Source organism: Centipeda periodontii DSM 2778 (assembly GCF_000213975.1).
In the GTDB taxonomy this organism is placed as follows: Bacteria; Bacillota; Negativicutes; order Selenomonadales; family Selenomonadaceae; genus Centipeda; species Centipeda periodontii.
The window spans coordinates 1,274,252-1,299,739 of the sequence record NZ_GL892076.1; the positions used below are offsets into that span (position 1 = coordinate 1,274,252).

At 56.1% G+C, this 25,488-nt stretch carries 24 protein-coding genes; 16 read left to right on the top strand and 8 right to left on the bottom strand.

All coding sequences use genetic code 11. The annotated features are described in order from the left end of the window. Window positions 1-191 precede the first annotated feature (191 nt). The 4 genes from HMPREF9081_RS05665 (at window position 192) to HMPREF9081_RS05680 (ending at window position 3,935) form a co-directional block, all read left to right on the top strand. Complete coding sequence (locus HMPREF9081_RS05665; protein ID WP_040394617.1) at window positions 192-1,883, top strand: sensor domain-containing protein; 1,692 nt, start codon at window positions 192-194, stop codon at window positions 1,881-1,883. Further along, window positions 1,883-2,374 (top strand): preQ(1) synthase, encoded by a 492-nt coding sequence (gene queF, locus HMPREF9081_RS05670; protein ID WP_006306107.1) that lies wholly within the window; start codon window positions 1,883-1,885, stop codon window positions 2,372-2,374. Before HMPREF9081_RS05665 ends, queF begins: the two co-directional genes overlap by 1 nt. Next, window positions 2,374-3,204 (top strand): pyridoxamine kinase, encoded by an 831-nt coding sequence (locus tag HMPREF9081_RS05675; protein ID WP_006306108.1) that lies wholly within the window; start codon window positions 2,374-2,376, stop codon window positions 3,202-3,204. Before queF ends, HMPREF9081_RS05675 begins: the two co-directional genes overlap by 1 nt. A gap of 71 nt (window positions 3,205-3,275) precedes the next feature. Next, on the top strand, window positions 3,276-3,935 hold the full coding sequence (locus tag HMPREF9081_RS05680; RefSeq protein WP_006306109.1) for a TatD family nuclease-associated radical SAM protein: 660 nt from the start codon (window positions 3,276-3,278) through the stop codon (window positions 3,933-3,935). Between the two features lie 2 nt (window positions 3,936-3,937). Here the strand turns inward: HMPREF9081_RS05680 and thiT are convergent, their stop codons facing one another. Next, on the bottom strand, window positions 3,938-4,591 hold the full coding sequence (gene thiT, locus HMPREF9081_RS05685; protein WP_006306110.1) for an energy-coupled thiamine transporter ThiT: 654 nt from the start codon (window positions 4,589-4,591) through the stop codon (window positions 3,938-3,940). Window positions 4,592-4,845: 254 nt separating this feature from the next. Between thiT and pheS the strand changes: the two genes are divergently transcribed. The 3 genes from pheS to HMPREF9081_RS05700 are packed head-to-tail and all read left to right on the top strand — an operon-like array spanning window position 4,846 to window position 8,595. Beyond that, entirely contained in the window at window positions 4,846-5,874 is a 1,029-nt protein-coding gene (gene pheS, locus HMPREF9081_RS05690; protein WP_006306111.1) for a phenylalanine--tRNA ligase subunit alpha, read from the top strand. 12 nt (window positions 5,875-5,886) lie between these two features. Then, window positions 5,887-8,322: a phenylalanine--tRNA ligase subunit beta gene (gene pheT / locus HMPREF9081_RS05695; protein ID WP_006306112.1), complete on the top strand. Its 2,436-nt coding sequence runs from the start codon at window positions 5,887-5,889 to the stop codon at window positions 8,320-8,322. A gap of 15 nt (window positions 8,323-8,337) precedes the next feature. After that, entirely contained in the window at window positions 8,338-8,595 is a 258-nt protein-coding gene (locus HMPREF9081_RS05700) for a cell division protein ZapA (protein ID WP_006306113.1), read from the top strand. A gap of 55 nt (window positions 8,596-8,650) precedes the next feature. Here HMPREF9081_RS05700 and HMPREF9081_RS05705 read toward each other — a convergent pair whose 3' ends face one another. Genes HMPREF9081_RS05705 through HMPREF9081_RS05720 form a run of 4 tightly spaced genes read right to left on the bottom strand, consistent with a single transcriptional unit; the run spans window position 8,651 to window position 12,977 of the window. Next, the gene (locus HMPREF9081_RS05705) at window positions 8,651-9,481 is read right to left on the bottom strand and encodes an energy transducer TonB (RefSeq protein WP_006306114.1); all 831 of its coding nucleotides are present in this window, start codon (window positions 9,479-9,481) and stop codon (window positions 8,651-8,653) included. 4 nt (window positions 9,482-9,485) lie between these two features. Continuing rightward, window positions 9,486-9,893 carry an ExbD/TolR family protein gene (locus HMPREF9081_RS05710; RefSeq protein WP_006306115.1) on the bottom strand — a complete coding sequence of 136 codons (408 nt, stop codon included), beginning with the start codon at window positions 9,891-9,893 and terminating at the stop codon, window positions 9,486-9,488. Next, window positions 9,890-10,513, bottom strand: a complete 624-nt coding sequence (locus HMPREF9081_RS05715; protein WP_006306116.1) for a MotA/TolQ/ExbB proton channel family protein — start codon at window positions 10,511-10,513, stop codon at window positions 9,890-9,892. The genes HMPREF9081_RS05710 and HMPREF9081_RS05715 overlap by 4 nt, the downstream gene beginning before the upstream one ends. A 22-nt stretch (window positions 10,514-10,535) precedes the next feature. Further along, a complete protein-coding gene (locus tag HMPREF9081_RS05720) occupies window positions 10,536-12,977 on the bottom strand; it encodes a TonB-dependent receptor plug domain-containing protein (protein ID WP_006306117.1) in 2,442 nt (813 codons plus the stop codon). Between the two features lie 225 nt (window positions 12,978-13,202). Between HMPREF9081_RS05720 and HMPREF9081_RS05725 the strand changes: the two genes are divergently transcribed. Genes HMPREF9081_RS05725 through HMPREF9081_RS05745 form a run of 5 tightly spaced genes read left to right on the top strand, consistent with a single transcriptional unit; the run spans window position 13,203 to window position 17,523 of the window. Beyond that, a complete protein-coding gene (locus HMPREF9081_RS05725; RefSeq protein ID WP_040394623.1) occupies window positions 13,203-14,351 on the top strand; it encodes a PIN/TRAM domain-containing protein in 1,149 nt (382 codons plus the stop codon). 17 nt (window positions 14,352-14,368) lie between these two features. Continuing rightward, entirely contained in the window at window positions 14,369-15,139 is a 771-nt protein-coding gene (gene ispD, locus HMPREF9081_RS05730) for a 2-C-methyl-D-erythritol 4-phosphate cytidylyltransferase (RefSeq protein ID WP_040394625.1), read from the top strand. Continuing rightward, window positions 15,136-15,612, top strand: a complete 477-nt coding sequence (ispF, locus tag HMPREF9081_RS05735; RefSeq protein ID WP_006306120.1) for a 2-C-methyl-D-erythritol 2,4-cyclodiphosphate synthase — start codon at window positions 15,136-15,138, stop codon at window positions 15,610-15,612. The genes ispD and ispF overlap by 4 nt, the downstream gene beginning before the upstream one ends. Window positions 15,613-15,629: 17 nt before the next feature. Next, entirely contained in the window at window positions 15,630-16,574 is a 945-nt protein-coding gene (locus tag HMPREF9081_RS05740) for an NAD(P)H-dependent flavin oxidoreductase (RefSeq protein WP_040394628.1), read from the top strand. 16 nt (window positions 16,575-16,590) lie between these two features. Further along, a complete protein-coding gene (locus HMPREF9081_RS05745) occupies window positions 16,591-17,523 on the top strand; it encodes a hypothetical protein (RefSeq protein WP_006306122.1) in 933 nt (310 codons plus the stop codon). 22 nt (window positions 17,524-17,545) lie between these two features. On the opposite strand, the gene HMPREF9081_RS05750 is transcribed toward HMPREF9081_RS05745, so the two are convergent. Together HMPREF9081_RS05750 and HMPREF9081_RS05755 are read right to left on the bottom strand one after the other, a co-directional pair. Beyond that, window positions 17,546-19,336: a nicotinate-nucleotide--dimethylbenzimidazole phosphoribosyltransferase gene (locus tag HMPREF9081_RS05750; protein WP_006306123.1), complete on the bottom strand. Its 1,791-nt coding sequence runs from the start codon at window positions 19,334-19,336 to the stop codon at window positions 17,546-17,548. Then, the gene (locus HMPREF9081_RS05755) at window positions 19,333-21,522 is read right to left on the bottom strand and encodes a Tex family protein (protein ID WP_040394630.1); all 2,190 of its coding nucleotides are present in this window, start codon (window positions 21,520-21,522) and stop codon (window positions 19,333-19,335) included. Before HMPREF9081_RS05755 ends, HMPREF9081_RS05750 begins: the two co-directional genes overlap by 4 nt. A gap of 187 nt (window positions 21,523-21,709) precedes the next feature. On the opposite strand from HMPREF9081_RS05755, the gene perR reads away from it, so the two are divergent. Beyond that, entirely contained in the window at window positions 21,710-22,162 is a 453-nt protein-coding gene (gene perR, locus HMPREF9081_RS05760; RefSeq protein WP_006306125.1) for a transcriptional regulator PerR, read from the top strand. Window positions 22,163-22,302: 140 nt separating this feature from the next. On the opposite strand, the gene speD is transcribed toward perR, so the two are convergent. Continuing rightward, a complete protein-coding gene (speD, locus tag HMPREF9081_RS05765; RefSeq protein ID WP_006306126.1) occupies window positions 22,303-22,761 on the bottom strand; it encodes an S-adenosylmethionine decarboxylase in 459 nt (152 codons plus the stop codon). A 255-nt stretch (window positions 22,762-23,016) separates the two neighbouring features. Between speD and HMPREF9081_RS05770 the strand changes: the two genes are divergently transcribed. Genes HMPREF9081_RS05770 through mreD form a run of 3 tightly spaced genes read left to right on the top strand, consistent with a single transcriptional unit; the run spans window position 23,017 to window position 25,483 of the window. Further along, window positions 23,017-24,051: a rod shape-determining protein gene (locus HMPREF9081_RS05770; protein WP_006306127.1), complete on the top strand. Its 1,035-nt coding sequence runs from the start codon at window positions 23,017-23,019 to the stop codon at window positions 24,049-24,051. Further along, window positions 24,048-24,989 (top strand): rod shape-determining protein MreC, encoded by a 942-nt coding sequence (gene mreC, locus HMPREF9081_RS05775; protein WP_006306128.1) that lies wholly within the window; start codon window positions 24,048-24,050, stop codon window positions 24,987-24,989. The genes HMPREF9081_RS05770 and mreC overlap by 4 nt, the downstream gene beginning before the upstream one ends. Then, window positions 24,986-25,483 (top strand): rod shape-determining protein MreD, encoded by a 498-nt coding sequence (gene mreD / locus HMPREF9081_RS05780; RefSeq protein ID WP_006306129.1) that lies wholly within the window; start codon window positions 24,986-24,988, stop codon window positions 25,481-25,483. Before mreC ends, mreD begins: the two co-directional genes overlap by 4 nt. Window positions 25,484-25,488 lie beyond the last annotated feature (5 nt).

A 25,488-nucleotide genomic window follows, 5' to 3' on the forward strand; every position in this document is an offset into this window, starting at 1 on the left:
AACCTAAACAAATCACGTCTCTTTTTCAAGCAATGCCGCAGAAAATCCTAAAAATACTTTTTGCATGCGTGAATGACATGTGCTCGTTGGATTGTTCAGTTGCGCGTAAACAAGAAAAGGTATATAATATCAAAAAGAAAATCATTTTTATGAACGAGGGTAGAAATGCGAGAAAAGTGAGGAAAGGGAATATGAGCGGAAAGAAGAGAATTGCGCTGAGTCCCGTGCTCAAACGGCACAAGTTCATCTTTGATCTGATGAAGAATACGACCTCCGACTATACATTCATGATGGATCCGGTTGCCGACGTTTTTCTTGCGGCACCTGCGTTTGTTCATGTGTATGACCTCCCCGCAGAGACTATGGAGCATATTGCAGATATTTTGAGTCCGCTTGTTCACATGCAGGATCGTAAATCTCTCACAGAGCTTTTTTCATCGCTCGACAATCTGGCGGACGGGCGGGAGCGTCAGCTCGACTTCCGCATGCAGGATGCAAAGGGCGATTTCTCATGGCTGCGTCTGAAGGGAAAGATCGGCACTTCCGAGGATGGAACACCGAATCTTTTCGTCGGGACGATCAGCCAGCTTGCTCGCCGCAACTCTGCGGATTCCGTGACGGGACTTCTCAACCGTTATCAGTTCATTGAGGATTTGGGCGAGGCTCTGCAGGAGGCACGTGAGACCGGCGGCAGTGGTGGTCTCCTTGTCATGGGAATCGACAATTTCCGCACGGTCAATGAGGCGTTCAACCATGAGATCGGCGATATCATTTTGCGTCAGATCTCCGAGCGTATTTTTCAAAACATTCCGCGCAAGCTCTCCCTCTATCGCCTAGACGGAGATGAGTTCGGTCTCATCTATCCGGGGGCGGACGCGGAGATGCTGACGGAATTTTTCATCCGCGTGCAGCGTGAGTTCGCACATCCACAGGTCTATGACGGGCGTCAGTACATTGTCACGGTGTCGGCGGGTATGGTGTTCTACCCACAGTCGGCGCGCGATCCGCTCGTCCTGCACAAATATGCACAGGCGGCGCTGGATGCGGCAAAGTTGGGCGGCAAGAACCGCATCAACGAGTTCTCAAAGGAAGTCTATAACCGTTGGCTGCGCTCCCTAACCATACAGGAGCAGATCTTGGAGGATGTCAAGGCAGGCTGCCGCAATTTCGAGCTATACTTCCAGCCGCAGGTGGCAGGCAATGATCAGCATATTGTTGGTGCTGAGACGCTACTTCGTTGGAAGAACAGCAAGGGGCGCATGGTTGCACCGATGGAGTTCATTCGAATCCTCGAGGAGACGAAGACCATTGTGCCGGTCGGGCGCTGGATCTTCGAGCAGGCTCTGCGCGTCTGCAAGGAGTGGCGGCAGCACATTCCGGATTTCCACATGAGTGTCAACATGAGCTATGAGCAGATCAAGGATCTCTCCTTCCTTGAGTTTGTGGAGGACTGTCTGCGGCGGCATGATATGCCGCCGGACGCTGTTGTGCTTGAGCTCACGGAGAGCAAGATCGTCAGTGATCTGAAATTTGTCAACGCGCAGTTTGACGCATTCCGCAACCATGGCATCAAGGTTGCGATGGACGACTTTGGCACGGGCTACTCATCCCTCTCCTCGCTCAAGAATCTGAACTGTGACATCGTGAAGATCGACCGCGCATTCGTTATACGGATCCTTGAGAATTCCTTTGACCAGAAGCTTGTGGAGTACACGGTGGATCTTTGCCACAGCATCGGCATGACCACCTGCATCGAGGGAGTAGAGCAGCAGGAGGAGTATGACTGCCTCGTGAAGATCTGCAAGACGGACACAATTCAGGGCTACCTCTTCGGGCGCCCTGAGCCGCAGGATGCGTTTGAAAAGAAATTCTTGGGGATGTAATGGCAAGAGAAAAGAAGGAGGAAGGGCTGACGCTCCTCGGAGAGCAGCGCACGGACTACGGCTATGACTATGCACCGGAGGCGCTTGAGACCTTCCATAACAAGCATACAGATCACGACTACTGGGTGCGGTTCAACTGCCCCGAGTTCACAACGCTCTGCCCGATCACGGGACAGCCGGACTACGGGACGATCTACATCTCCTATATGCCCGCAGAGCGCATGGTCGAGAGCAAATCATTGAAACTCTATCTCGTTAGTTTCCGTAATCATGGGGACTTCCATGAGGATGTGGTCAATGTTATCATGCGCGATCTCATCCGATTGATGGAGCCGAAATACATCGAGGTGCAGGGGAAGTTCCTGCCGCGCGGCGGCATCTCGATCGACCCCTACGCAAACTACGGCATGCCGGGGACGAAGTATGAGACTCTCGCATGGGAGCGCCTTTCCATGCACGACCGCGTACCGGAACGGGTGGACAACCGTTGATGGCGCGGCAGAAACGGATTGCCCTCATCAATGACATCACGGGCTTTGGGCGCTGCTCAGTGACCGTGCAGCTGCCCGTGATCTCGGCGATGCGCGTGCAGGCATGTCCTCTTCCAACAGCGATTCTCTCAGTGCATACGGGCTTTCCAAATCATTATCTCGACGACTACACGGAGCGTATGCGTCCCTATATGGAGAACTGGGCAGCAAATGGGATCGACTTTGACGCACTCCTGACGGGCTTTCTTGGCTCCGAGCGACAGATCGAAGTCGTACTCGAGTGTATCGCGCGCTTTAAGCAGAGGGATACAAAGGTCATTGTCGACCCCGTCATGGGGGACAACGGCAGCCTCTACTCATCCTATACACCGGAGCTTTGTGCGAAGATGCGGCAGCTGCTCCCGTATGCAGATATCGTGACACCGAACCTGACGGAGGCGTGTCAGCTGCTTGGGACGCAGTATCCCACCGGTGGGATCGTGACGGAAGATGAGCTCAATGCGATGGCGGCGGCAATCGCATTGATGGGTCCGCACGATGTCATCATCACGGGACTCCACGCAGGGGAGGATGTACGAACCTATCTCTATGCGGACGGGCATGGGCGCTCCTTTGACAATCCAAAGATCGGACGTGATCGTTCCGGCTCGGGTGATGCGTTCTCCGCGATCATCGCAGCGGCGCTCGTGCGCGGTATTCCCATCGATGAGGGCGTTCAGCGCGCGGCTGGGTTCATCGGGCACTGCCTCGCCTATGCCGAGGAACTGGATCTGCCATGGAACTACGGGCTCCCGTTCGAGGAGTTTATGGGCGAGCTTACGGCGCTATAAAGAACGTTCAACAAAATAAGCTGTCGCAATGCGGCAGCTTTTCTCATTTCTGTGTATAATAGGAGAATTTTATGATTGTATATGCCACACACGCGGGCGGACGCTATCTCCCCATCGAAGAGAGTCTTCGGGAGCAGCCGGAGGGAAAGCGCGCTGTCTACGTCAACATCACGAACGACTGCAACTGCGACTGTGTTTTCTGTCTGCGCAGCATGAAGGAGATGGCAAAGGAATCCTCGCTGTGGATCGAACATGATCCGAGCATCGAGGAGATCACGGCGGAGCTTGACCGTCTGCCGTGGGAATACGTGCGTGAGGTGGTCTGCTGCGGCTTTGGCGAGCCGCTCATTCGTCTGGACACCGTGCTTTCCGTCCTGCGCTATGTGAAGGAACACCATCCCCATGTGTTGACGCGCGTCAATACGAACGGCCTTGGGGAGCTCGAGCATGGCTTCGAATTTGCCGACCGTTTTTTGGGGCTGCTCGATACCATCTCCATTAGTCTCAACGCCTCGAATGCGGAGCGATACCTTGCACTCACACGCTCGAAATTCGGCATCTCTTCGTATGAGGCGATGCTGACATTTGCCGAGCACTGCAAGCCCTACGTGCCGAACGTCGTGCTCACCGTTGTCGAGAAGGTGGAGAACGAGGAGGAAATAGAACTCTGCCGTAAGATCTGCGCAGAGCGCGGGCTGAACCTGCGCGTGCGCACCTATGAGGGCAGTTGACCCTACTGCGTCAGTTTCGCGCCGTAGAGCGGCGTGCGCTGATCCATCGCCGCGAGCAGACGCGGCACAGGCAGGACGCGCAGCAGCAGCAGACAGATTACTGCCTCAGGTACGAGGTAGGTGGCATTAAAGACGAGGGAGTAGAGATAGGGCGACATCTCCGGTGGTGCGTACGAACCGAAGAAGACGATACCCGAGATGTAGTGGCAGAGGAAGCGCGCCGCAAACGCAAGTGCAGCACCCGTATAATATCGTCCGGGCACTGTAGCGGCAACAGCGAGTGCCATATAGGGCAGCGGATAGTCAAAGAGCACCTGTACAGGATGCAGGATAAAGGCGTCCTGCATCAGGTTTATCATGCCGTAGAGGAAGCCCGCGAGACATCCGATGCCCGCGCCGTAGCGATAGGTGAGAAAGAGCAGCGGCACCATCGCCCCGAGTGTCACGCTGCCGCCCTGCGGCATATGGAAAATGCGCAGCTGATGGAGCACAATGGTAAGCGCAAGCATGAGAGCAACATTGATGAGCATGCTTGTCGTGAAGTGAATGCGGCGCATCTGCAGATAGCCGAGGATGAAGATGAGTACGGCGAGCAGTGTAAAGAGGCTGGTCGGCTGTGCCAGCAGCTCCGAAGCGCTCTTGATGAGTGTGTCCATGTTAAACCTCCTTAAACGGTGGTAGCAATGATATAGGGCGCATCTGCCCCGTGTCCATTCTATAGAATACTATAAAAACGAGCCTTCTTCAATCATTCGTCTACGTCTCAGATGGTTCATTGTAAAATGAAATCGGACGGTAAGTTGTGGATTTTTCCGGGCAGATATGGTAGACTAAACGTTGATATTTTTATCGAAACGATGAAGAAAAATCGCAGAAACACTACCATTTCGCGCACATACAGGAGGACGATATGGACGAGAAGATCAGAGAACTCAAGGAACGCGCCCGTACTGCGATCGCGGATACGGCAAAAAGCCTGAGCGAGCTCAACGATATACGTGTAAAATTCCTTGGAAAAAAGGGGGAGATGACGGCTCTCCTACGCAGCATGAGCGCCCTCGCACAGGAGGAGCGTCCGCGCATCGGCAAGATCGTCAACGAGGCGCGCGCCGAGCTTGAGGAACTGCTTGCGGCGAAGTCCGAGGAACTGGCGCACAGGGAACTCGCGGATAAGATTGCCGCCGAGCAGATCGACGTGACACTGCCGGGACGCACGGCGATCGTCGGGCATCTGCACCCGCTCACAATTACGCTGAACCGCATCAAGAAGATTTTCCTCCAAATGGGCTTTACCATCGAGGAGGGACCCGAGATCGAGAGCGATTACTATAACTTCGAGGCGCTGAACCTGCCGAAGGACCACCCTGCGCGTGATATGCAGGATTCGTTCTACATCACGGAGGACATCCTGCTGCGCTCGCAGACCTCGCCCGTGCAGGCGCGCACGATGCAGAAGAACGAGCCGAACACGCCGATCCGCATGATTGCCCCCGGTCGTGTCTATCGGCGCGATTCCTATGATGCGACGCACTCTCCGATGTTCACACAGGTGGAGGGGCTCGTCATTGACAAGGGCATCTCCTTTGCCGATCTCAAGGGAACGCTCGAACTGTGTCTGCATCAGCTCTTTGATACGGACGCAAAGGTGCGCTTCCGCCCGAGCTTCTTCCCGTTTACGGAGCCGTCGACCGAGGTCGATATCTCCTGTTCGGCATGCCACGGAGCGGGATGCCGCGTGTGCAAGGGGACGGGATGGCTCGAGATCCTCGGTGCAGGCATGGTGCATCCGAATGTTCTGCGCATGAGCGGTTACGATCCCGGAGAGGTGTCAGGCTTCGCGTTCGGCATGGGCGTCGAGCGCATTGCGATGCTCGCCTACGGCGTAGACGACCTGCGCCTGTTCTACGACAATGACGTGCGTTTCTTACATCAATTCTAAGGAGGCGAGACTATGCAGGTTTCCATCAAATGGCTGAAAGACTATGTGGATATTGACGGGACGGCGGAGGAGATCGCGGATCGCCTCACGATGACGGGCGTTCCCGTGGAGCGCATCGTGCGCGCGGACGAGGGGCTCGAGAAGGTTGTCACTGGACGCATCGAGAAGATCACGCCGCATCCGGACTCCGATCATCTGCTTGTGTGTCAGTTGAACCTCGGCAAAGAGGAGCTGACTCAGATTGTGACGGGCGCATCCAATGTGCGTGAGGGACATATCGTTCCCGTTGCAATGGTCGGCTCCGTTCTGCCCGACGGGAAGAAGATCTCGAAGGGCAAGCTGCGCGGCATTCCCTCGAATGGCATGATGTGCTCGGCAGGGGAGCTTGCGATCAACACCGAGGGACTGCCCGAGGAACAGGTGCATGGCATCTACATTCTGCCGGAGGATACGCCCATCGGGATTCCTGCCGCAGTGGCACTGGGGCTTGATGATGTCGTGCTCGAGTTCGAACTGACGGCGAACCGTGCGGACTGCTTCAGTGTGATCGGCATTGCACGTGAGATTGCGGCGCTGACGGGAAAACAGCTGCGCTTCCCGACGATCGAGGTGAAGGAGACGGCGCCCGAGAGCGCTGCAGAGCTCGCCCACATCGATATCGAGGCGGAGGAGCTCTGTCGCCGCTTCTCGGCGCGTGTCCTGCGCGACGTGAAGATCGCACCGTCGCCCGCGTGGATTGTTGACCGTCTGCATGGAGCAGGCATCCGAGCAATCAACAATGTGGTCGACGTGACGAATTTCGTCATGCTCGAGCTCGGGCAGCCGCTCCATGCCTATGACTATGATGCAGTGGCGGGACACAGCCTTACAGCGCGTCGTGCACATGCGGGAGAGCATCTGCACACGCTCGACGATTCAGAGCGCATTGCCGTCGGGGATGAACTTGTCATTGCCGACAGCGAAAAGCCCGCAGGTCTTGCGGGGATCATGGGCGGTCTTGAGTCCGAGATCACAGAGGGGACGCGCTCCGTCATCCTTGAGGCGGCGTCCTTCCACGGACCGACAATCCGCCGCACGGCGCGCCGCATCGGGCTGCACTCCGAGTCCTCGGGCAGGTTCGAGCGCGGCGTTGATGAGACGGAGACCGTACGCGCAGTGACGCGTGCGGCGCAGCTGCTCGTTGAGATGGGAGCCTGCACGGTGGCGAAGGGCGTCATTGATGTCTATCCGAAGCACCGCATGCCGACCGTGCTCGAGTTCAGCGCACGCACCGTCAGGGAGCGCATCGGTGCGAATATCCCCGGTGAGTGGATGGCGTCCGCACTCCGCTCGCTTGGCTTCATCGTTGAGGAGAAGGGGCTCGAGACCTATCGCGTCGCCGTGCCATCGTGGCGTGGAGACGTGACCCTCATGGAGGATATTGCTGAGGAGGTCGCGCGTCTCTATGGCTACGACAACATCGCTTCGCGTCTTCCGATGGGGGCGGTTCAGCAGGGCAGGACAAGCGAACGTCAAGACTTTGTCGACCTCATGCGTGAGACATTTGCCGCACTTGGCATGACGGAGGAACTTTCGTTCAGCTTTACGAGCGAGAAGACATTTGACAAACTTGGCGTTCCCGAGGACAGCGTGCTCCGTCAAGCAATCCCCATCATGAACCCCCTCACGGACGAGTATCCACTCATTCGGACGACACTCCTCACGAGCGTGCTTGAGAATGCGGCACGCAACGTCGCTCGCAAGAATATGGATCTGCGCCTCTTTGACATTGCGCCCGTGTTCTTCCCGAAGGCGCTGCCTGTGACCGAACTCGCGCACGAGAAGCTGATGGTGGCGGGGCTTATTACGGGGCGCCGCAATCCGATTGCTTGGGATACGGACAATGCACAGGTCGATTTCTACGACATGAAGGGCATCCTTGAGCGATTCCTCACGGCAATCGGCGTGCAGAAATACACGGTGGAGCGCGGCGCGCATTTTGCCATGCACCCCGGCAAGACGGCGTTCTTTAAGAAGGGGCGTGATGTGATTGCGACCCTCGGCGAGATTCACCCGACCGTCGCCGCGAACTTCGGCATCGCACAGAGCGTCTACGTCTTCGAGATGGAGGCCGATACCCTCCTGCGCTATCGCAAGAAGAAGAGTACGATCACGGCGCTGCCGAAGTACCCGGCGTCGACGCGCGACCTCGCCATTCTTGTGGACGCCGGACTTTCAACGGCAGAGATCGAGCGTGTCATTGCGAAGAAGGGAGGTAAGTTCTTCCGCGGTGCGACGCTTTTCGATGTCTACATGGGCAAGCAGGTCGAGCATGGAAAGAAGAGCATGGCGTTCCACCTGCATTTTCAGTCGGATGATAAGACGCTGACCGATGAGGAAGTGGATGCAGCGTTTGCAGATATTCTCGAGGCGGCACAGAGTCAGCTTCACGCTCAGCTGCGTGCATAAAAGGCGGTGAGAGCCATGGCAGAGGATAAGAAACAGCCCCAGCGGGTCGTGATCGAGATGTTTGGGCAGACCTACCAACTCAAGACGGATGATACCGAACGGCTCAAGCGCCTTGCGGCTGAGAGTGACCGCCGGATCAAGGAGATGTCAAAGAAGGTGCGCAGCTTTGATATGCAGCGCATCGCCGCGCTCACCGTGCTGCAATTGATGGATGATTACGATCAGCTACAGAAGGACTACGATGAGCTCGTGCAGCTGCTTGAGGAAAAATAATTGCAATAAAATAGCTGTGGCGGGAAAATTCCATCACAGCTATTTTATTGCAATATTATCGAATACTGAAACTTACGTTTGTGGTGACAGATACCGTTCCGCCCGTCGGATTCGGGTAGTTGCCGACGGCATATGCCGCGGCGACTGCCGCATCGTCGAGCATACCGTGTCCCGAGGACGAGGCGACGGAGACACTTGTGATGTCGCCGGAGGCGCTGATCGTCGTGACGATCGTCGTCGTTCCCTCGAGGCGACGCTTCATCGCCATGTAGGGATACTCCTTGTTCGCGTTAACCGCTGCCCAGAATCCGTTCGTGTCAAATGGAGCACTACCTGTGCCGGAGACGTTGCCGTCGCCCGATCCCTGCCCCGCGCCGGAGCCTTCACCAACGCCCTGTCCGTCACCTGTTCCATTGCCACTGCCACTGCCCGTACCGGAACCGGTGCCAGTGCCAGTGCCGACTCCGGTTCCGCCACTGGTGCCACTTCCACTGCCCGAGGAAGCGCTGGATGGGGCGGCAGGTGCAGCGTCAGAGGTCGAAGACTCCGGCGATGATGCCGCCTGTGGCACCGTTATTGCCTCCGGTGTTGGGACGACGGCTTCGGTCGGTGGTGTGATCGGTGGAATGGTCTGCTGCACCGTCTCGACGCGCTTTGCGACTTCCTCCGCCTTGAGCGGCTCAGGGAATAGGTTTTCGGCGCTTCCGCCGCCCCCCTCGTGTCCGCTGCCCTGACTGAAGTCAGAGGCTTGGAGATCGATCTCGTAGACCTGCTGCTCCTTTTCGGCAACGACCACGGCAAGTGCGACGGCGAGCAGGAGAAAGATCACAAAGTGCACGGCGGCAGAGACGATATAGGCTTTCCCCCATGAAAGGTGTTGATCCATATATCTATCCCTTCTGCTGCGCGGCTATCGAGAGCTTTTTAACCCCCGCTCCTTTGAGCATATCCATGACCGCGACGACCTGTCCGTGTGCCGTGCGCTTATCCGCCTGCAGGACAACCGCCGCGTTCGGGTTCTCCTCCATATGGCGCTTCATGATTGCCTCTGACTCCGTGATGCTCACGGGATTGTTGTCGATCGTGATGTGTCCCTCCTCGTCAATCGTCATGATGATGGGGAGCTGTGCCGGAGCCGTTGCGCTCTGTGCCTGCGGCAGCTGAACGGCAAGTGCCTTTTGTGCAACCGTCTGCAGGCTGTTCATCATGAAGAAGACGAGCAAGAAGAAGATAATGTCGATCATCGGGATAATCATAAACTCCGGCTTCTTCTTGAGGCGCTGATTGCTAAAATTCATTGTGCATCCCAGCTTTCTTTTTTCGCAGTGACGATCGACGCGCAGAGGCGCTCCGTATCCGTCACAATGGTGTCGAGCTGATGGCTGAAGTAGGTGTAGACGCAGAATGCGATGATCGCAACGCAGAGACCCGATGCCGTCGCAACCAGAGCCTCGCCGACACCGCCCGTGATGGCAGCCGCACCACCGCCCGAGTCAAGCACGCTGAACGTCTGGATCATACCCGTGACCGTGCCGAGCAGACCGAGCAGCGGGGCAATCGTGACAATCGCGCTCAGATAGTCGAGATAGCGGCGGAAGTTGATCGCCTCCATCGACATGCGGTCAGAGAACGACCCCTTCATCGAGGTTTCCGTGGATGCGTTCTCCATACCACTCTCGATGATGCGGCTGATGGCGGAGGGGAACTCTTTGCAGAGCTTGCCAATCGTGTCAAAGTCCTTCTGCACAGCGGCGTGATAGACCCCGTGGAAGAACACACGCGAACCCTTGCGATTGATGCGGTAGTAGTAGAACCGCTCCACCGCGATTGCGATCGTGATGAGGGAGAGGATCAGAAGGGGGTACATGACCAGTCCGCCGCTGTGAAAGAGGTGAACTGCGCTTTCAAAACCTGACATAAGTTGAACTCCTTTATAAAAGTTAGAACATCATGCGCATACCGAGGCGGTAGATGCGCCCACCCATACCGAGGTATGGATCATATTGGTTGAACAGATTCGTGATGCCGGCGTAGAACGTGAGGAAGTGGTGGTAGTCCTTCTCGATCATGAGATTCCACAGACCGTAGTTCTTCTCGCGGGCAAGCTTTTCACGGGTGAAGTCATGCTGAATACCGCCTTTTACATGGGTATTGGCATCTGTTTCGTTGGGGAACAAATGATAGACTTCACCTGTTTCGGGGTTCGTGAACGTGTAATGAGGTGTCTCCGTAATTGTGTTTCCGTTTGCATCCATCAGTCGACCTGTGATAATGCGGTCGCGGATATCAAGATAGTTCCGCGTATAGTCGCCCCAGAATGTTGCGCGCCAGCCGTTCTTCGGATCGCTGTAGGTCATTGTGAGATTCAGCATGTGGCGACCGCGTCCCTCGAGCCGCTTGCCCGTCTGACGGTCATAGGCATCGAGGTAGGTGTAGCCCGCCTTAATGTTGAAATCGCGTGAAACCTGATGCGTCACCTCTGCCTCGATGCCCTGCGTGCGCGCCTTGGAGATGTTCCGGTAGGTATAGACATCATCCGTAGCAGGCACATTGGACACCATAGATGTTTCATCGATGATATTGTCCTCAATGTACTGCCAGTTTGGCGCAGACTCTATCATGGATACAAGCGTATCATAGTCATAATATCCGTAGACGCTCGGATAGCGTACCTGAGGATCATAGTAGGTGCGGCCATAAAGATTTTTGCTCTGCTTCTCTCCGTTATACATGATTTGCATATAGTCTTTGTAATCGTTGCGGAAGAGAGTGAGCTTTGCACTGGTCTTCTTGTCAAAATCCTTTTCGACAGAGATGTCCATATTGAGCGCCTTCTCGGGCTTCAGCTCGGGATTGCCTTCGAACAGCCAGCCGTTGCGAATCGGCGGCTTGGGATTCAGCGATGGTTCATACATTTCCCAATCGTGGTAGAGCTCGGCAATGCCGCCCGTTGCGAAGCTCGTGCCGATGTTCGTCTTGATGCGGACGTTATTGCGTGCCTTGTATGTCGCGCCGATGGATGGGGAAACATTCACGCCGAAGTGGCTGTGATTCGTATAGCGCAGGGCAGGGATGATGAGCAGCTTCTTGCCAACCTGCCAGTCATCCATGATGTAGGCGCTGTAGTAGTTCAGAGAGGTATTATAAATATTGCCGGTGTAGGAGCGCTTATTCGGATCAGACGGATCATCCGGGTTGGGGAAACTATAGTATCTCGTTTCCTGACGCGCCGTCTGTCCCGGAACACTGATTCGTGTTCCCTCACCGTATTCATCGTGATAGTCCGCCCCAACGGTCACATAGTGCTTGTCGTGCGCCATCACACCGACGGATGCCTCGAGAACGTTATCGATGCGATTGAAAAAATCAAAATAGAAATGATGATAGGGGATTCCTCTGCCAAAAACACGATAAGTTACATCGGAATTATGTTCCGTCTGGTAGAGGCGCACGCGATAGTCCGCACGGTTCGTCTGCTTCTTCCAGTCAATGCTGAGGTTGTTGCGCCACGCATCTTCCAGCGCCGCCATATCTATGACCCTGCCTCGCGTAAATCTGCCAAGCGTTGTATCTTTCTGCAAATCTTCTGTTTGACGATCCGCCGAGAGGGTGAGCGTTTCATCCTTACCGATGTTGAACTCGACACGCGCACTCATCGGATTGCGCTTGCCGTAGTACTGCATGGATGTGCCGTCATTATCGTAGAGGAAGGGCGCGGTCTTGCTCCAGCCGTAGGAGAAGTCCATATAGGTGCCATTTCCGAGGTCACCCGTGGAGTAGCCGATGCTGTGGTTGTACTGGCTGCCGCCCGCGTCGATCCACGACCCCTCGGTCGTGAGGCGGACGCCCTGCCGATGCGAAACCTTTGTGATGATGTTGATGACGCCGCCGATGGCATCCGCACCGTAGCGCACGGTACCCGAGCCGCGAATGATCTCGATGTGGTCGATGTCATCGAGTCCAATGCGGTTCACCTCGTCCGTCGCACCGTAGTATTTGCTCAGACCTCCCGCGAGTCTGCGTCCGTCGACGAGGATAAGCGTGTGGCGCGGCTCGGCTCCGCGAATACCGACCGTCTTGCGCCCCATGTTGTCCGTACCCATCTGGATGTCCTGCTCCGCCGCGAGCGCGTCCGAGAGCGTGCGTGCACCCTTGCGGTCGAGATCGGCGCGCGAGATGATGGTCTTGGTCTCAGGGGCTTCCTTGAGCATCTCTTTATCGAAGTCAACCTCCACGTGGATATCTTCGGTTGAGACTTTTGACTTATCCCCCCCGCCCGAAACGTCCTCTGCCGCATAGGCATGCGGTGCTCCAAGGCAGGCGAGCACGGCTGCGGTCAGCAGCGCATAGCGCCCTTGTCTCATTTTTCCTTTGAATGACATATTGCAAATACATCCTTTCATCCATGATAAATCTGTCCATCGTAAGATATGAAGACGATTATCATTATAAAGCGATGCGGATAGATGTCAATAGGAAAATCTTACTCTGTTATCACAAGCCGTTTTGACAATGCGAACTTTTTTTATTATACTGAAAGAGTTGAGAGGGACATTACGATAGGTTACTTCTACAACTACAACAATTTAAGGAGGGGAGGTGAATATTTGTTACTTGATCGCGTATTACGGTTTTTCATTGTGCTCATCATGGCAATTGTGGGCGGAACGCTCTTTGAACTTGCGATTCCATCGGTGAGCGAGTATTTCTCGGCGTCGTTCTGGCATGTCGAGCTCGGCGTGCTCGGGCTCTCGCTTGCCGGGCTCATCTGCATTCTCTTCGGTACAATTCTCGGCGGAATGATCGGCTACCCTCTCGCGCCGTTCTTCTCGGCACGCCTCAAGCGTCTCTCTGTGTGGGTGGAGGGACAGCTCGGCAAGATGCCGACACGCGATGTGATCGCAGGGGCAATCGGACTTTTTATCGGACTCATCATTGCGCGTCTCCTCGGTGACGCGTTTTCTATGATACCGATTGTCGGCGACTACATTCCCATCGTGTTCAGCATTGTGCTTGGCTATCTCGGTGTTCACATCATGGTGAAAAAGCAGGAGGAGCTTGCGTCGGTCTTCGACTTTATCCCACGTTTTCTGCGTGATATGTCGCGTATGCGTGAGGGGCGTGTTCCATCGCAGCCAGCGGCGCAGCCGATGCAGACCGATCGGCAGTACAAGCTGCTCGATACGAGCGTTATCATCGATGGACGGATTGCAGATATCTGTGAGACAGGCTTCCTCGAGGGAACGCTCCTCATTCCTGTATTTGTGCTCGAGGAGCTGCAGCACATTGCGGACTCGCCGGACTCTCTGAAACGCGTGCGCGGACGCCGTGGTCTTGACATCCTGCAAAAAATCCGCAAGGAGTCGCGCATGAAGGTGGAGGTCACGGAAGCGGACTTCGAGGATATCGCGGAGGTGGACTCAAAGCTCCTGCAGTTGGCACAGGAGGTTGGCGGCAAGATCATCACGAATGATTTCAACCTGAACAAGGTGGCACAGCTGCGCGGTGTTCCTGTACTGAACATCAATGCTCTCTCGAACGCGGTGAAGCCGGTTGCCATCCCGGGCGATCTCATGACGGTGCAGATTGTGCGTCCGGGCAAAGAGCACGGGCAGGGGCTTGCCTATCTCGATGACGGGACGATGATCGTTGTAGACGGCGGTTTCCGCTCTATGAACGAGGTCGTCACGGTGGAGGTGACATCGGCGCTTCAGACGGCGGCGGGTCGTATGATCTTTGCCAAGCTGGCGCGGTGAATTGGATGGAGGATTGCATGGTTAGTGTGGTTTTTCCGGCGGCGGGACAGGCGCATCGGATGAATGCAGGGCTGAACAAGGTCTTTTTGACACTTGCGGGCAAGCCCATGCTCCTGCGGACGCTGCTCACATTTTCCAAGGTGCCCGAGGTCGGCGAGCTGATTGTTGCCGTTGGTGCGGATGAGGTTGCCGCAGTTCGGGGACTGCTCAGCCGTGTCAAGGGGCTTGCTCCGTGGCAGGTGGTCGAAGGCGGTGCGGAGCGGCAGTACTCCATCCGCAACGGGCTCGCACTCGTATCGGAGAAGGCGGATATTGTGCTCGTGCATGACGCGGCACGCCCGCTGATCCGGCGCGAGACGATCGAGGAACTGATCCGCGTCGTGCGTGTCGAAGGCGCAGCGATTGTTGCTGTGCCGGAGAAGAATACGATCAAGATTGCCTCGGAGGACTGTGTGGTGGTATCGACGCCGCCGCGCAGTACGCTCTGGCAGGTGCAGACGCCGCAGGGGTTCCGCAAAGAAATCCTGCTTCAGGCGAATCGACGTGCGGATGAGGATGACTTTCTCGGGACGGATGATGCGAGTCTTGTCGAGCGCATCGGCGTACCTGTGCACATTGTGAGGGGTGAGTACAGCAATATCAAGGTGACGACGCCTGAGGATATGGTGGTCGCAGAGGCAATCCTGCGCAATGATATGGGCGCGGGGGAACTGATGAAGACTGCCGTGCACGAGGCAAAGCGACTCCTCGGCGGCGTTGTACGGCGGCGGAGGGGAGAAGGCGAATGACACGGTTCGGTATGGGCTATGATGTGCACCGTCTTGTCGAGGGGAGAAAGCTGATCCTCGGCGGGGTGGATGTGCCGTATGAAAAAGGACTGCTTGGCCACTCGGACGCCGATGTGCTGCTGCATACAATCTCGGATGCGCTGCTCGGCGCGGCGGCGCTCGGGGATATCGGGAAGCATTTTCCGGATACGGATGAGAGATTTGCGGGGGCGGACAGCGGCAAGCTGCTCGCCGAGGTGGTGCGTCTCGTTCGCGGAGAGGGCTATACGATCGGCAACGTGGATGCGTGTATCGTGGCGCAGGCACCGAAACTGCTGCCGTATATTCCTCAGATGAGAGAGAACATTGCGCGTCTTCTCGGAATCCCTCTCGGGGATGTGAATGTGAAGGCGACGACGGAGGAGCGGCTCGGCTTTACGGGCAGCGGTGAAGGAATGTCGGCATATGCCGTTGCGGGCATAGAACGTATATAGTGTATGGAGGTAGTAACGTGGCAAATCAGCTGAAGGCACTCTTAGGGATTGAAGTCCCCATTCTGCAGGGTGGCATGGCGTGGATCTCGGAGGCAAATCTTGCCTCTGCCGTATCGAATGCGGGCGGTGCGGGCATCATCTCGACGGGTGGGCGCACGACGGAGTACACGCGCGATGAGATTCGCCGCTGCCGTACGCTGACGGATCGCCCGTTCGGGGTCAACGTCATGCTCATGGCACCGAACAAGGATGAGATCGTAGATGTGATCTGCGAGGAAAAGCCGGCATTCGTGACGCTCGGCGCGGGCAATCCTGTTCCATATTTCGAGAAACTGCATGCGGCAGGCGTGAAGGTTATCCCCGTTGTACCGAGTGTGAAGCTCGCAAAGCGCGTGGAGGATAAGGGCGCGGATGCAATTGTTGTGGAGGGCATGGAGGCCGGTGGTCACATTGGCGTGCTCTCGACGCTGCCGCTGATGGAGCAGGTCATCCCGGAGGTAAAGCTGCCCGTTGTCATGGCGGGCGGCTTCGGTGACGGACGTGCTCTCGCGGCGGCGCTTCTCATGGGGGCCTCAGGCGTCCAGATGGGAACACGCTTCCTCGTTGCTGAGGAGTGCGTTGTGCACGACAATATGAAGGCGAAGCTGATCGAAGCGGTGGACACGGATACGATTGTGACGGGCTTCACCATCGGTGGCTCGGTACGCGGCATCAAGAACAAGTTCTCCGAGGAGTTTGTCGCGCTCGAACTCTCGGGCAAGGCGACGAAGCAGGAACTCCTCGACCGTGCGACGGGCACGAACAAGCTCGCCGCCGTGGACGGAGATGTCGTCAACGGCATGGTGCAGGCGGGCGAGACGCTGACACTCCTGCGCGAGGTCGAGCCTGTGAAAGTAATTGTGGAGCGTATTGTGCGCGAGGCGCGTGAGACGCTGGCAAATGCGGCAAAGATTGAGATTTAAGAGGTAGATCAGGGGAATGGGAACCGACGAACTGACACGGATTCATGAGCTCGCGAAGCGCGTCACGCTTCTCGAAAAGATAGCACTGCGTCAGCAGAGTCGTATCGACGATCTGGTGGAGCGTCTGGAGGCGGCAGAACGCCGTGTGAGACGTCCGACACCAAAATGGACGCAGGAGAACGAGGAGGCTCAGGAAGGAGTCGCGGCAGAGGCAAATGCCACTGCACAGCGTGCTGTTCCTTCGGTGAGCGATCTGCTCGATGAGGAGATGAAACGCGAGCTGTCGCGTGCCTATACGGGGGAATCAGCACCACCTGTCAAGCAGCCCGGGCAGGAACCGCCACAGGGAAGACCGATGAACGCGATGGAGCGAGCAGCAGGCAGCTACGCGCGTGCGACGGGGGGCAAAGAGTCCTCACCGAGCGATCGCGTGAAGCAGAACGAGGCCACGCGCAAAAAAGCCGCCGATGCGGCGGCGTTGGAGAAGATTCCCGTGCATGAACTGCGCGAGCGGACACCTGCCGAGCGTGCGGCGGACTATGTGCGGGACTACAATGCTCTTTATGATGTGAAGGGGACGATGTTTCAGAAAAAGAAGGCACAGGACGATTTTATCAAGCTGTACGAAGTACAGGGGATGCGCTGTACGAATATGCAGCTGCGTCTCAGCCGCCCCGAGCTGGAACCCCGCTTTGTCGCTGTTACGCCGACGCGCGACGCGGATTTCTGGGGCATGCCGCTCGGCAACGGGCTCTATGCCGTCGTACCGAATCCGTTCCTCGTCTATGGCGAGGAGATGCACATGGCAGGCGGTATGCGCGAGGCGTTCAACTCGAACTATCGGGCCGGGAATACCTATGGGCACTTTACCGTCAAGGAGGCAGCGACCTTCCAGTTCGGCACCATTGGCAAGGTGTTCAAGAGGGGACAGCTTGAGGCGGCGTTATAAAAAAAGGCAGAATTTCTCTGCCTTATTTTTTTTGTCGACCGGCCCCTGCGCCGTCGATGGCGACGGCGACACCTGTTTCGGTGAAGGTCTTCATATCGTTCACGACATGGAGAGCGGCGTGTACGATTTCCATGCCGAGAATACCGGCGATGCCTGCGGTTAGTTCCGCATCGATGGTGAGCATGTCCGGAAGGATATGCAGGATGCAGGGACGTAGTGCTGCATTTTCTTCGCTGATCTCTCGTGCAATCCGATCCGTCCGTGCGTCACCGGGAAGTATGAGGCTGCCGCCTGCTGCTGCACCTTGCAGCGCTCCGCTCAGAGCAGCGGAGATGGTGCCGCTTGGCTCTGTTTCGTATGCGCCGAGGATGAGCAGAGGATGGCTGCGGGCGAGCGCATATGCCTCGGTGCATGCCGCCGCTGTAGCACGTTCACCCGTGTCGGCGATGGAAAGGATGTGGACGGGAATCGCGCGCGCATCGGTCAGGGCGGAGAGGATGCGTGTAAGATCAGCGGGGAGTTCTGTTTCCTCTGTGATCAGGAGAAGCGCTGTCTGTGTGTCGTTGGGGGGGCGCTCGCATCCCATCGTACCCGCAAGCTGTACGGCAATTCGTTCGAGATAGCCGAGGCTGTGGATGGGCTTTGCAAGGTTGTCGAGGCGATATTGACATGCATCCATGATGGATTGGTTGGGCGGGGCGGGGGAAGCTGATATTGCTCCATTATAGTCTTCCCCGCAAGCGGGGAAAGAGGACCACGCGAAGCGTGGTGGAAGGAGCAAACAGGCAGGCGAATCGATCGCCTCCCATACCTTCAGCATCTGCCCCAGCATCCGCAGCACAATCGAGGAACCTGCTGTCTCGCTCAGACGGATATCAAGGCGAAGCATGGGCGTGAGTCCGAGGTGGCGGAGTGCATGCGGATGAGAATGCTCTGTCAGCGAGGAATGGGAGGCGAGGAGATAGTGCACGCAGCTCGGTGCGAGCGCATGCGCAATGAGTGCCGCAGATGTCGTATTTGCCCCGTCGAGGATGACGAGCATGCGCCGTGCGGCGGCACCGAGAATCAGCCCTGCGATACAGCCGAGTTCGAAACCGCCGACCTTCGCGAGGACATCCAGTCCGTTGTGTGGATCGGGACGGTTGACATCGAGGGCACGGCGGACAATCTCGATCTTATGCACGAGGCGCTCATCGGAGATGTTCGCACCGCGTCCGGTGACCTCTTCGGCACTTAGATCGAGGAACGCCGCCACAATCGCAGCGCTCGATGTCGTATTGGAGATGCCCATTTCACCCGGGAGAATGCAGCGGTCGCCTGCGTCCGCGCGTTCATTCGCAAGTGCAATGCCGGTTTCAATGGCGGCAATTGCCTGCGTGCGTGTCATAGCTGCGCCTTTTGTCATATTTGCCGTTCCGCGCGCAATGCTGTGACGGCGGAGTTCCGGGATATCCGTACCCTCCGCATTCACGCCGAGGTCGGCAATGACAAGGCGTGCCCCTGCGAAGTTTGCGGCGGCATTTGCCGCACCACCGTGTGCGATCAGGTAGTTGCACATCATGTTGAGCGTTGTTTCGGGCGGATATGCACTGACACTCTCGGCAGCGACGCCGTGGTCGGCGCAGGAGATGACAATACTTGTCTGCGGGGGCGCTGGATGACGCTCTCCCCTCATGCGGATATAGCGAAGGAGGGCATCGCTGAGCCGTCCGAAGTTCACATCTGTCTGTGCTGTCAGCTCGGCAGCAACAGTCTTGCAAATTTCCGTGGCGGGCACATCGATGGCTGTTATTGTGCGTTCGAGAAGATTCATGCGCGCGCCTTTTCCTTTTCGATGCGTTTTAGGGAGAGTCCGATGCGTCCGCGCTCCTCATCGATGCTGATGATCATGACATCGAGAGCGTCGCCGACGGAGAGCACGTCAAGCGGGTGACGCACGCGCCGATGGCTCATCTCGGAGATGTGGAGAAGTCCTGCCTGCTTGAGTCCGATGTCGATAAACGCACCAAAGTCTGTGATGTTGCGTACCGTACCCGGGAGGATGGTGCCGACGGCGAGATCGGAAAGCTTTACGACGTTCTGACGCATGAGCGGCGCAGGAAGATCTTCGCGCGGATCACGGCCGGGGCGTGCAATTGCCTTCAATATATCCGTGACGGTCGGAACACCTGCGTCAAGTTTCTTTGCGAGCAGCGCTGCTTCTGTCTGTGCGGTCTTGAGCGCAAGCGCGGGGAGCTTCGTGCGGTCGCGCAGATCGTCCTCCACCGCACCGAGTTCCGCAAGAATGGAGCGTGCGAGCTCGTAGGATTCGGGATGTATGGCTGTGGCATCAAGCGCCGTCTCCCCTTCGTAGATGCGCAGGAATCCTGCGCACTGGGTAAAGGCGGCGTCTCCGAGACGTGCGACCTTGAGGAGCGCCTTGCGGCTTGTGAAGCGTCCGTTCTTGTTGCGGTAGGCAACAATGTTCTTTGCAATCGCGGAGTTGATGCCCGCAATGCGATTCAGCAGAGCGGGAGAAGCAGTATTGAGGTCGACGCCGACATGGTTCACAGCATCCTCCACGGTCGCGTCAAGCGTTTCCTTCAGATCTTTCTGACTGACATCGTGTTGGTACTGACCAACGCCGATTGCCTGCGGATCGATCTTCACAAGCTCTGCAAGCGGATCTTGCACGCGCCGTGCGATAGAGACGGCACCGCGGATCGTGACATCGTAGTCGGGCAGTTCCTCCTTTGCAAGCTGAGAAGCAGAGTAGACGGAGGCACCCGCCTCGTTCGTGATGAGGTAGTGCACGTCCTTTAGGTTGTTGTCACGAATGAGTGCGGCGACAAATTGCTCCGTTTCATAGGATGCCGTACCGTTGCCGATGGAGATAAGGGTGACCCCATGCGCCTCAATGAGTTTCAGCAGCGTCTGAGCTGCTGAGCGTCGCTCACCGTCGCTCTTCGTGACCTGAATTACCCCGCTCGCGAGAACGTTTCCTGTCGCGTCAACGACTGCCGTCTTGCAGCCCGTGCGATAGCCGGGATCCAGCCCCAGCACCGTATGGCCCGCAAGCGGCGGCTGTAGAAGAAGTTGGCGCAGATTATGCCCGAACACCGAGATCGCCTTTTCCTCGGCGGCTTCGGTTAGCTGTGTGCGGAGTTCGCGCTCGAGTGCGGGTACGAGAAGACGCTTATAACCGTCCTCGATCGCGGCGTGCAGTTCACCCTCGAAGATGGAGGGGCGCTGATAGATCCTCTTGTAGATCCATTCAATATTATCTTCGTGATCGACGACAATGCGAACGTTGAGGCAGCCCTTTTTTTCCCCACGGTTGATGGCGAGAATGCGGTGAGAGGGCAGCGTGCGGACGGGTTCGCTGTAGCCGTCATACATCTGAAAGACCTGTGCATCCTCCGCTGCGGCATCCAATGTCGTTTCGAGCACAGCGTTTTTCCAAAATTTATCGCGCATGCGGCGGCGCAGTTCTGCCTCGTCCATGATGGTTTCGGCAAGGATGTCGCGTGCACCTGCAAGTGCGTCAGCGACGGTCGAAACATCTTTTTTTGCGTCCACGTAGGGAACGGCATGCTCCTCAGGGGTGCCTTCTGTTTCTTTTTGCAGCAGCATCTTATTGGCAAGTCCCTCCAGTCCACGTTCGCGTGCAACGGAGGCGCGTGTACGCTTTTTCTGTTTGTAGGGGCGATACAGATCCTCAAGCGTTTGAAGCTTTTCCGCAGCCTCGATTGCCGCACGCAGATCATCCGTCAGTTTGCCCTGTTCCTCAATGCGTGCGAGAATTTCCTCCTGCCGTTTGACGAGGCTGCGCAGATAGGTGAGGCGCGTCTCCACCTGACGTAGCATCTCGTCCTCGAGGGAGCCCGTCGCCTCCTTGCGGTAGCGTGCAATGAACGGAACGGTATTGCCGTCATCGAGGAGGGTTATGACGGACTCGACCTGCTGCGGACGGATGGAGAGCTCGCCCGCAATCGTTGCGGGAATGTCGGAAATACGCATAAAATCAAACCTTTCATTTCGCTGTTGAATGTTTCTCATTATAACACGATCTTTGACAGCATAAAAGGAAAGCATTTCTTGCTGGAAGGATTTCGCCGGGACTATTGACAGGAGTTTTCGAATAGAGTATTATAATGCATAAATAATAATGATTTTAGTTTTGAAAAAATGAAGAGTAGGAACGATTATGCGTGAACAGATGATGTTGACACTGACTGAGGTTACGGACATTCTGCGGCAGAACAAGAAAAAGGTGACGCCGCAGCGCCTTGCTGTCTATTCCGCACTTGCGGCGACCGATGAGCACCCGACGGCAGAGGCGCTCTATAAGGAGTTGCGTCCGAACTATCCGACGATGAGCCTCGCTACGGTCTACAAATCGCTCGACGCGTTCTGTGAGATCGGTATTGTGCGCGAACTCAATGTGGGGGAGGAAGCATTTCGTTATGATGCGGACATTTCCTCGCATCCCCATGTGCGCTGCATCTCCTGTGACAAGGTGGCGGATGTGCCCATCGCGTCGCTTCCTTCGCTCGATAAAAATGTTGCATCGGTGACGGGCTATCGCATCGTTTCGCAGCAGATGTATTTTTTCGGCTATTGTCCGGCGTGTCAGGAGGAAAATGCTGAAGAAAAATAAGTTCCTGATAAAATGACGGTGCTGAATTTATCGGTGCTTTCCTAAATTTGACTTGCATAGAAAAGGGGCTGTTGCACGAAGTTTTCTAGCTTCGTACAACAGCCCCTTTGTTGTTTTCTCTCTTAAGTGGTTCCTTAACCTTAACCTCTGTTTCGCCGGGCGAGAATCCGGATGACCTTGGCGCCCGTGCTCTTAATCTTGCGAATGGGGGCCACGCGCGTTGTGGTCTTGGGACGGATCTCTGTGGGAGCGCGGAAATCGCCGCGCCGCAGATGTGTGGTTTTGGTCTTCTCGGGTTGAAATACCTTGCGCATCATCTGCGCAATCGGGTCAAGTGCGGCGTCCTCACTGCAGAGATAGATGTCAAGTGAAACGTGGCGGAGCTCGGGATGCACATGGAGTGCCAGATGTCCGTCCGGCAGGAGTGCCATCAGGGAGATGTGACCGCTCGCCTGTACGTCACTGATGATTTGCAGCGGAATGAGATTGAGCTCTCTGAGTGCTTGGGAGACTTTACTGTGGAGCGCCTCTTCATCACGGCATTTTTCGGATTTGCAATTAAAAAAATCCACTGTCAGCAACCTTGCTTGAATATCCATTCGCATCAGTCTCCTTATACAGCGTATATTATTACTTTTATTATAGAGGAAAGGCAGGCGCCCGTCAAGGAAATGGTTAAATTGTCCTAAATAGGAGGGAGATGTGGATATGCACATTGTTTTCGGTCCGTTTTCCCCATAAAATCTCATGGAAAAATAAAGTTGCTTATGCTATACTGATTCTGCACGTCTTATGGACGATGCATGGAATTATTGAGTATACATCTTATATGATGGAAGGAGACTCCATTTACAATGTTTGGTCTTTTTGGTGGACACGATATGGGGATTGACCTCGGTACGGCAAATACACTGGTGCATGTGAAAGGGCGAGGGATTGTTTTGCGCGAACCCTCTGTTGTTGCAATTAAGAGTGATTCGGGCGATGTGCTTGCGGTGGGTGAGGAAGCAAAGCAGATGATCGGTCGCACGCCCGGTAATATTATTGCGATTCGTCCGATGAAGGACGGCGTCATTGCCGACTTTGACGTGACGCAGGCAATGCTGAAATACTTCATTCGCAAGGCGATGCGTTCGAAATCGTTCGTGCGGCCGCGCGTTGTCGTTGGTGTTCCCTCGGGTGTTACAGAGGTGGAAAAACGTGCGGTCATTGATGCGGCACAGCAGGCAGGGGCGCGTGAGGCATATCTGATCGAGGAGCCAATGGCGGCGGCGATCGGTGCCGGGCTTCCGGTGGAGGAGGCAACGGGCAGCATGGTCGTCGATATCGGCGGCGGAACGACGGAGATCGCGGTGATCTCACTCGGCGGCATTGTGACAAGCCGCTCCATTCGCATCGGCGGCGATGAGATGGATTCGTCGATCGTACAGTACATCAAGCGTATGTATAACCTCATGATCGGCGAGCGCACGGCGGAGGAGATCAAGATCACGATTGGAACAGCGATTGTGACGCCGGAGACGGATCGCACGATGGATATTCGCGGGCGCGATCTCGTGAGCGGTCTGCCGAAGACGCTCACGATTCGTGCGAAAGAGATCCGCGAGGCACTGAATGAGCCGATTTACAAGATCATCAATGCTGTGAAGGAGACGCTTGAAAAGACCCCTCCGGAACTCGCTGCGGATGTCATGGATCATGGCATCATGATGACGGGCGGTGGTGCGCTCCTCATGAATCTGGACAAACTTCTCTCACATGAAACGGGGATGCCCGTGATCGTATCCGAAGATGCACTTTCCTGTGTCGGGGAGGGGACGGGACGGACACTTGAGAACATTGGTCTTCTCAAGAATGTCGTTATGGCCTCGAAGAAGTTGAAGCAATGATTGACCGCATCGGACGTGCAAGGCAGTCGGGTCGTAAGATCTGGTCGCTGCTATTCGTTCTGCTCGCCTTGTTTTGCGTTATTTTCTTTGCCGCACGTGGGCGTTTTCAGGCGACCGCCTCGACGAAAACGGTGGGAACGGTGCTGGCCCCATTCGAAATTGCATTCTCCTACGTGGGGCAGCAGGTTCAGCGTGTTTCATCAAATCTGTGGGAGATCGCAACGGTGCATGAGCAGAACAAAATGCTCAAAAATGAGATCGAGCAGCTCCGCCAGCAGAATACGATGGCAGCGGAATATGCGGCGGAGAATGCGCGTCTTCGTGAACTCTTGGCGTACAAACAGTCGGCACAGCAGTTCGATCTCCTTGCTGCGCGTGTGATCGGACGGGATGCGGCACTCTGGACGAGCACGATTGTTGTGGATCGCGGCTCGAAGGATGGCGTTCGCGAGAATATGGCTGTGGTCACGGGTAAGGGGCTTGTCGGACGCGTGACGGAGGTTGCGCCGCTCTCGTCCAAGGTGCAGCTGATTCTCGACGTACGCTCCTCCGTCGGCACACTTGTCCAGCGTACGGAGTCGCGCGTAACGGGCATCGTCACGGGCACGCTGGACAATCCCTATATGCCGCAGATGGTGAATATCCCGCGCAACGCAGATGTTCAGGACGGCGATATCGTCATCACATCCGGCTTTGGCGGGATCTACCCCAAGGGAATTCCCGTTGGTCAGATTGTTTCCCAGCGTAGCGATGATACCGGTCTTTTGAAGGTCGCCCAGATCGAGACGGCGGTGGATTTTCAACGGCTCGAGGATGTTGCGATCATCACGGCATCGCGTGAGGCACCTCCGGCTCCCATTCAGCCCGCACCGCTCAGTCCGGGGGCTGCCGCTGCAGCACAGGTTTCTGCAACACAGGCAAAGGCGGCGGGCCAGTGAAAAAATATCGTTATTTTATCGCTTTTTTTCTTATGCTCTTTGTCCTGCAATTTTCTTTTCTGCCGCTTATTTCGGTATATGGGATTGTTCCGGATCTGCTCCTTCTTGCAACCGTTTCCTACGCCTTTTTGCGCGGGAGTGCGTGGGGCGGGTTCATTGGCTTTGCGTTGGGGCTGATGGAGGATCTCAGCGTGGGTTCCTTCTTTGGTCTGCACGCATTCACATTGACGCTGATTGGTCTCTTTTTTGGGCGCTTCGCGGATCGTGTATTTAAGGAACAATTCTTTCTGCCGATTACGGCATCGGTCGCGGCGACTTTTGCCAAATATGTGATATCAGCGCTGATTGTATATTTGCTTGGCTATCATTTCAACCCGTTCCTACATATGGGGCGTGTACTTCTTATCTTGCTCTTCTTTCAGTTGATCTTTGCGTATCCGATTCATTGGGCGACGTTCCATCTGGATAAGCGCATACGAGATACGAAGCGTTAGCGGAG

Bases quoted from the DNA above. Each gene is read 5' to 3' on its own strand.
- HMPREF9081_RS05710 (WP_006306115.1), bottom strand. From the start codon at position 9,893: ATGAATTTTAGCAATCAGCGCCTCAAGAAGAAGCCGGAGTTTATGATT.
- speD (WP_006306126.1), bottom strand. From the start codon at position 22,761: ATGGATATTCAAGCAAGGTTGCTGACAGTGGATTTTTTTAATTGCAAA.
- queF (WP_006306107.1), top strand. From the start codon at position 1,883: ATGGCAAGAGAAAAGAAGGAGGAAGGGCTGACGCTCCTCGGAGAGCAG.
- HMPREF9081_RS05700 (WP_006306113.1), top strand. From the start codon at position 8,338: ATGGCAGAGGATAAGAAACAGCCCCAGCGGGTCGTGATCGAGATGTTT.
- ispD (WP_040394625.1), top strand. From the start codon at position 14,369: ATGGTTAGTGTGGTTTTTCCGGCGGCGGGACAGGCGCATCGGATGAAT.
- HMPREF9081_RS05745 (WP_006306122.1), top strand. From the start codon at position 16,591: ATGGGAACCGACGAACTGACACGGATTCATGAGCTCGCGAAGCGCGTC.
- HMPREF9081_RS05715 (WP_006306116.1), bottom strand. From the start codon at position 10,513: ATGTCAGGTTTTGAAAGCGCAGTTCACCTCTTTCACAGCGGCGGACTG.
- HMPREF9081_RS05750 (WP_006306123.1), bottom strand. From the start codon at position 19,336: ATGAATCTTCTCGAACGCACAATAACAGCCATCGATGTGCCCGCCACG.
- HMPREF9081_RS05680 (WP_006306109.1), top strand. From the start codon at position 3,276: ATGATTGTATATGCCACACACGCGGGCGGACGCTATCTCCCCATCGAA.
- thiT (WP_006306110.1), bottom strand. From the start codon at position 4,591: ATGGACACACTCATCAAGAGCGCTTCGGAGCTGCTGGCACAGCCGACC.
- HMPREF9081_RS05770 (WP_006306127.1), top strand. From the start codon at position 23,017: ATGTTTGGTCTTTTTGGTGGACACGATATGGGGATTGACCTCGGTACG.
- ispF (WP_006306120.1), top strand. From the start codon at position 15,136: ATGACACGGTTCGGTATGGGCTATGATGTGCACCGTCTTGTCGAGGGG.
- pheT (WP_006306112.1), top strand. From the start codon at position 5,887: ATGCAGGTTTCCATCAAATGGCTGAAAGACTATGTGGATATTGACGGG.
- perR (WP_006306125.1), top strand. From the start codon at position 21,710: ATGCGTGAACAGATGATGTTGACACTGACTGAGGTTACGGACATTCTG.
- HMPREF9081_RS05705 (WP_006306114.1), bottom strand. From the start codon at position 9,481: ATGGATCAACACCTTTCATGGGGGAAAGCCTATATCGTCTCTGCCGCC.
- HMPREF9081_RS05720 (WP_006306117.1), bottom strand. From the start codon at position 12,977: ATGTCATTCAAAGGAAAAATGAGACAAGGGCGCTATGCGCTGCTGACC.
- HMPREF9081_RS05755 (WP_040394630.1), bottom strand. From the start codon at position 21,522: ATGCGTATTTCCGACATTCCCGCAACGATTGCGGGCGAGCTCTCCATC.
- HMPREF9081_RS05675 (WP_006306108.1), top strand. From the start codon at position 2,374: ATGGCGCGGCAGAAACGGATTGCCCTCATCAATGACATCACGGGCTTT.
- pheS (WP_006306111.1), top strand. From the start codon at position 4,846: ATGGACGAGAAGATCAGAGAACTCAAGGAACGCGCCCGTACTGCGATC.
- mreC (WP_006306128.1), top strand. From the start codon at position 24,048: ATGATTGACCGCATCGGACGTGCAAGGCAGTCGGGTCGTAAGATCTGG.
- HMPREF9081_RS05665 (WP_040394617.1), top strand. From the start codon at position 192: ATGAGCGGAAAGAAGAGAATTGCGCTGAGTCCCGTGCTCAAACGGCAC.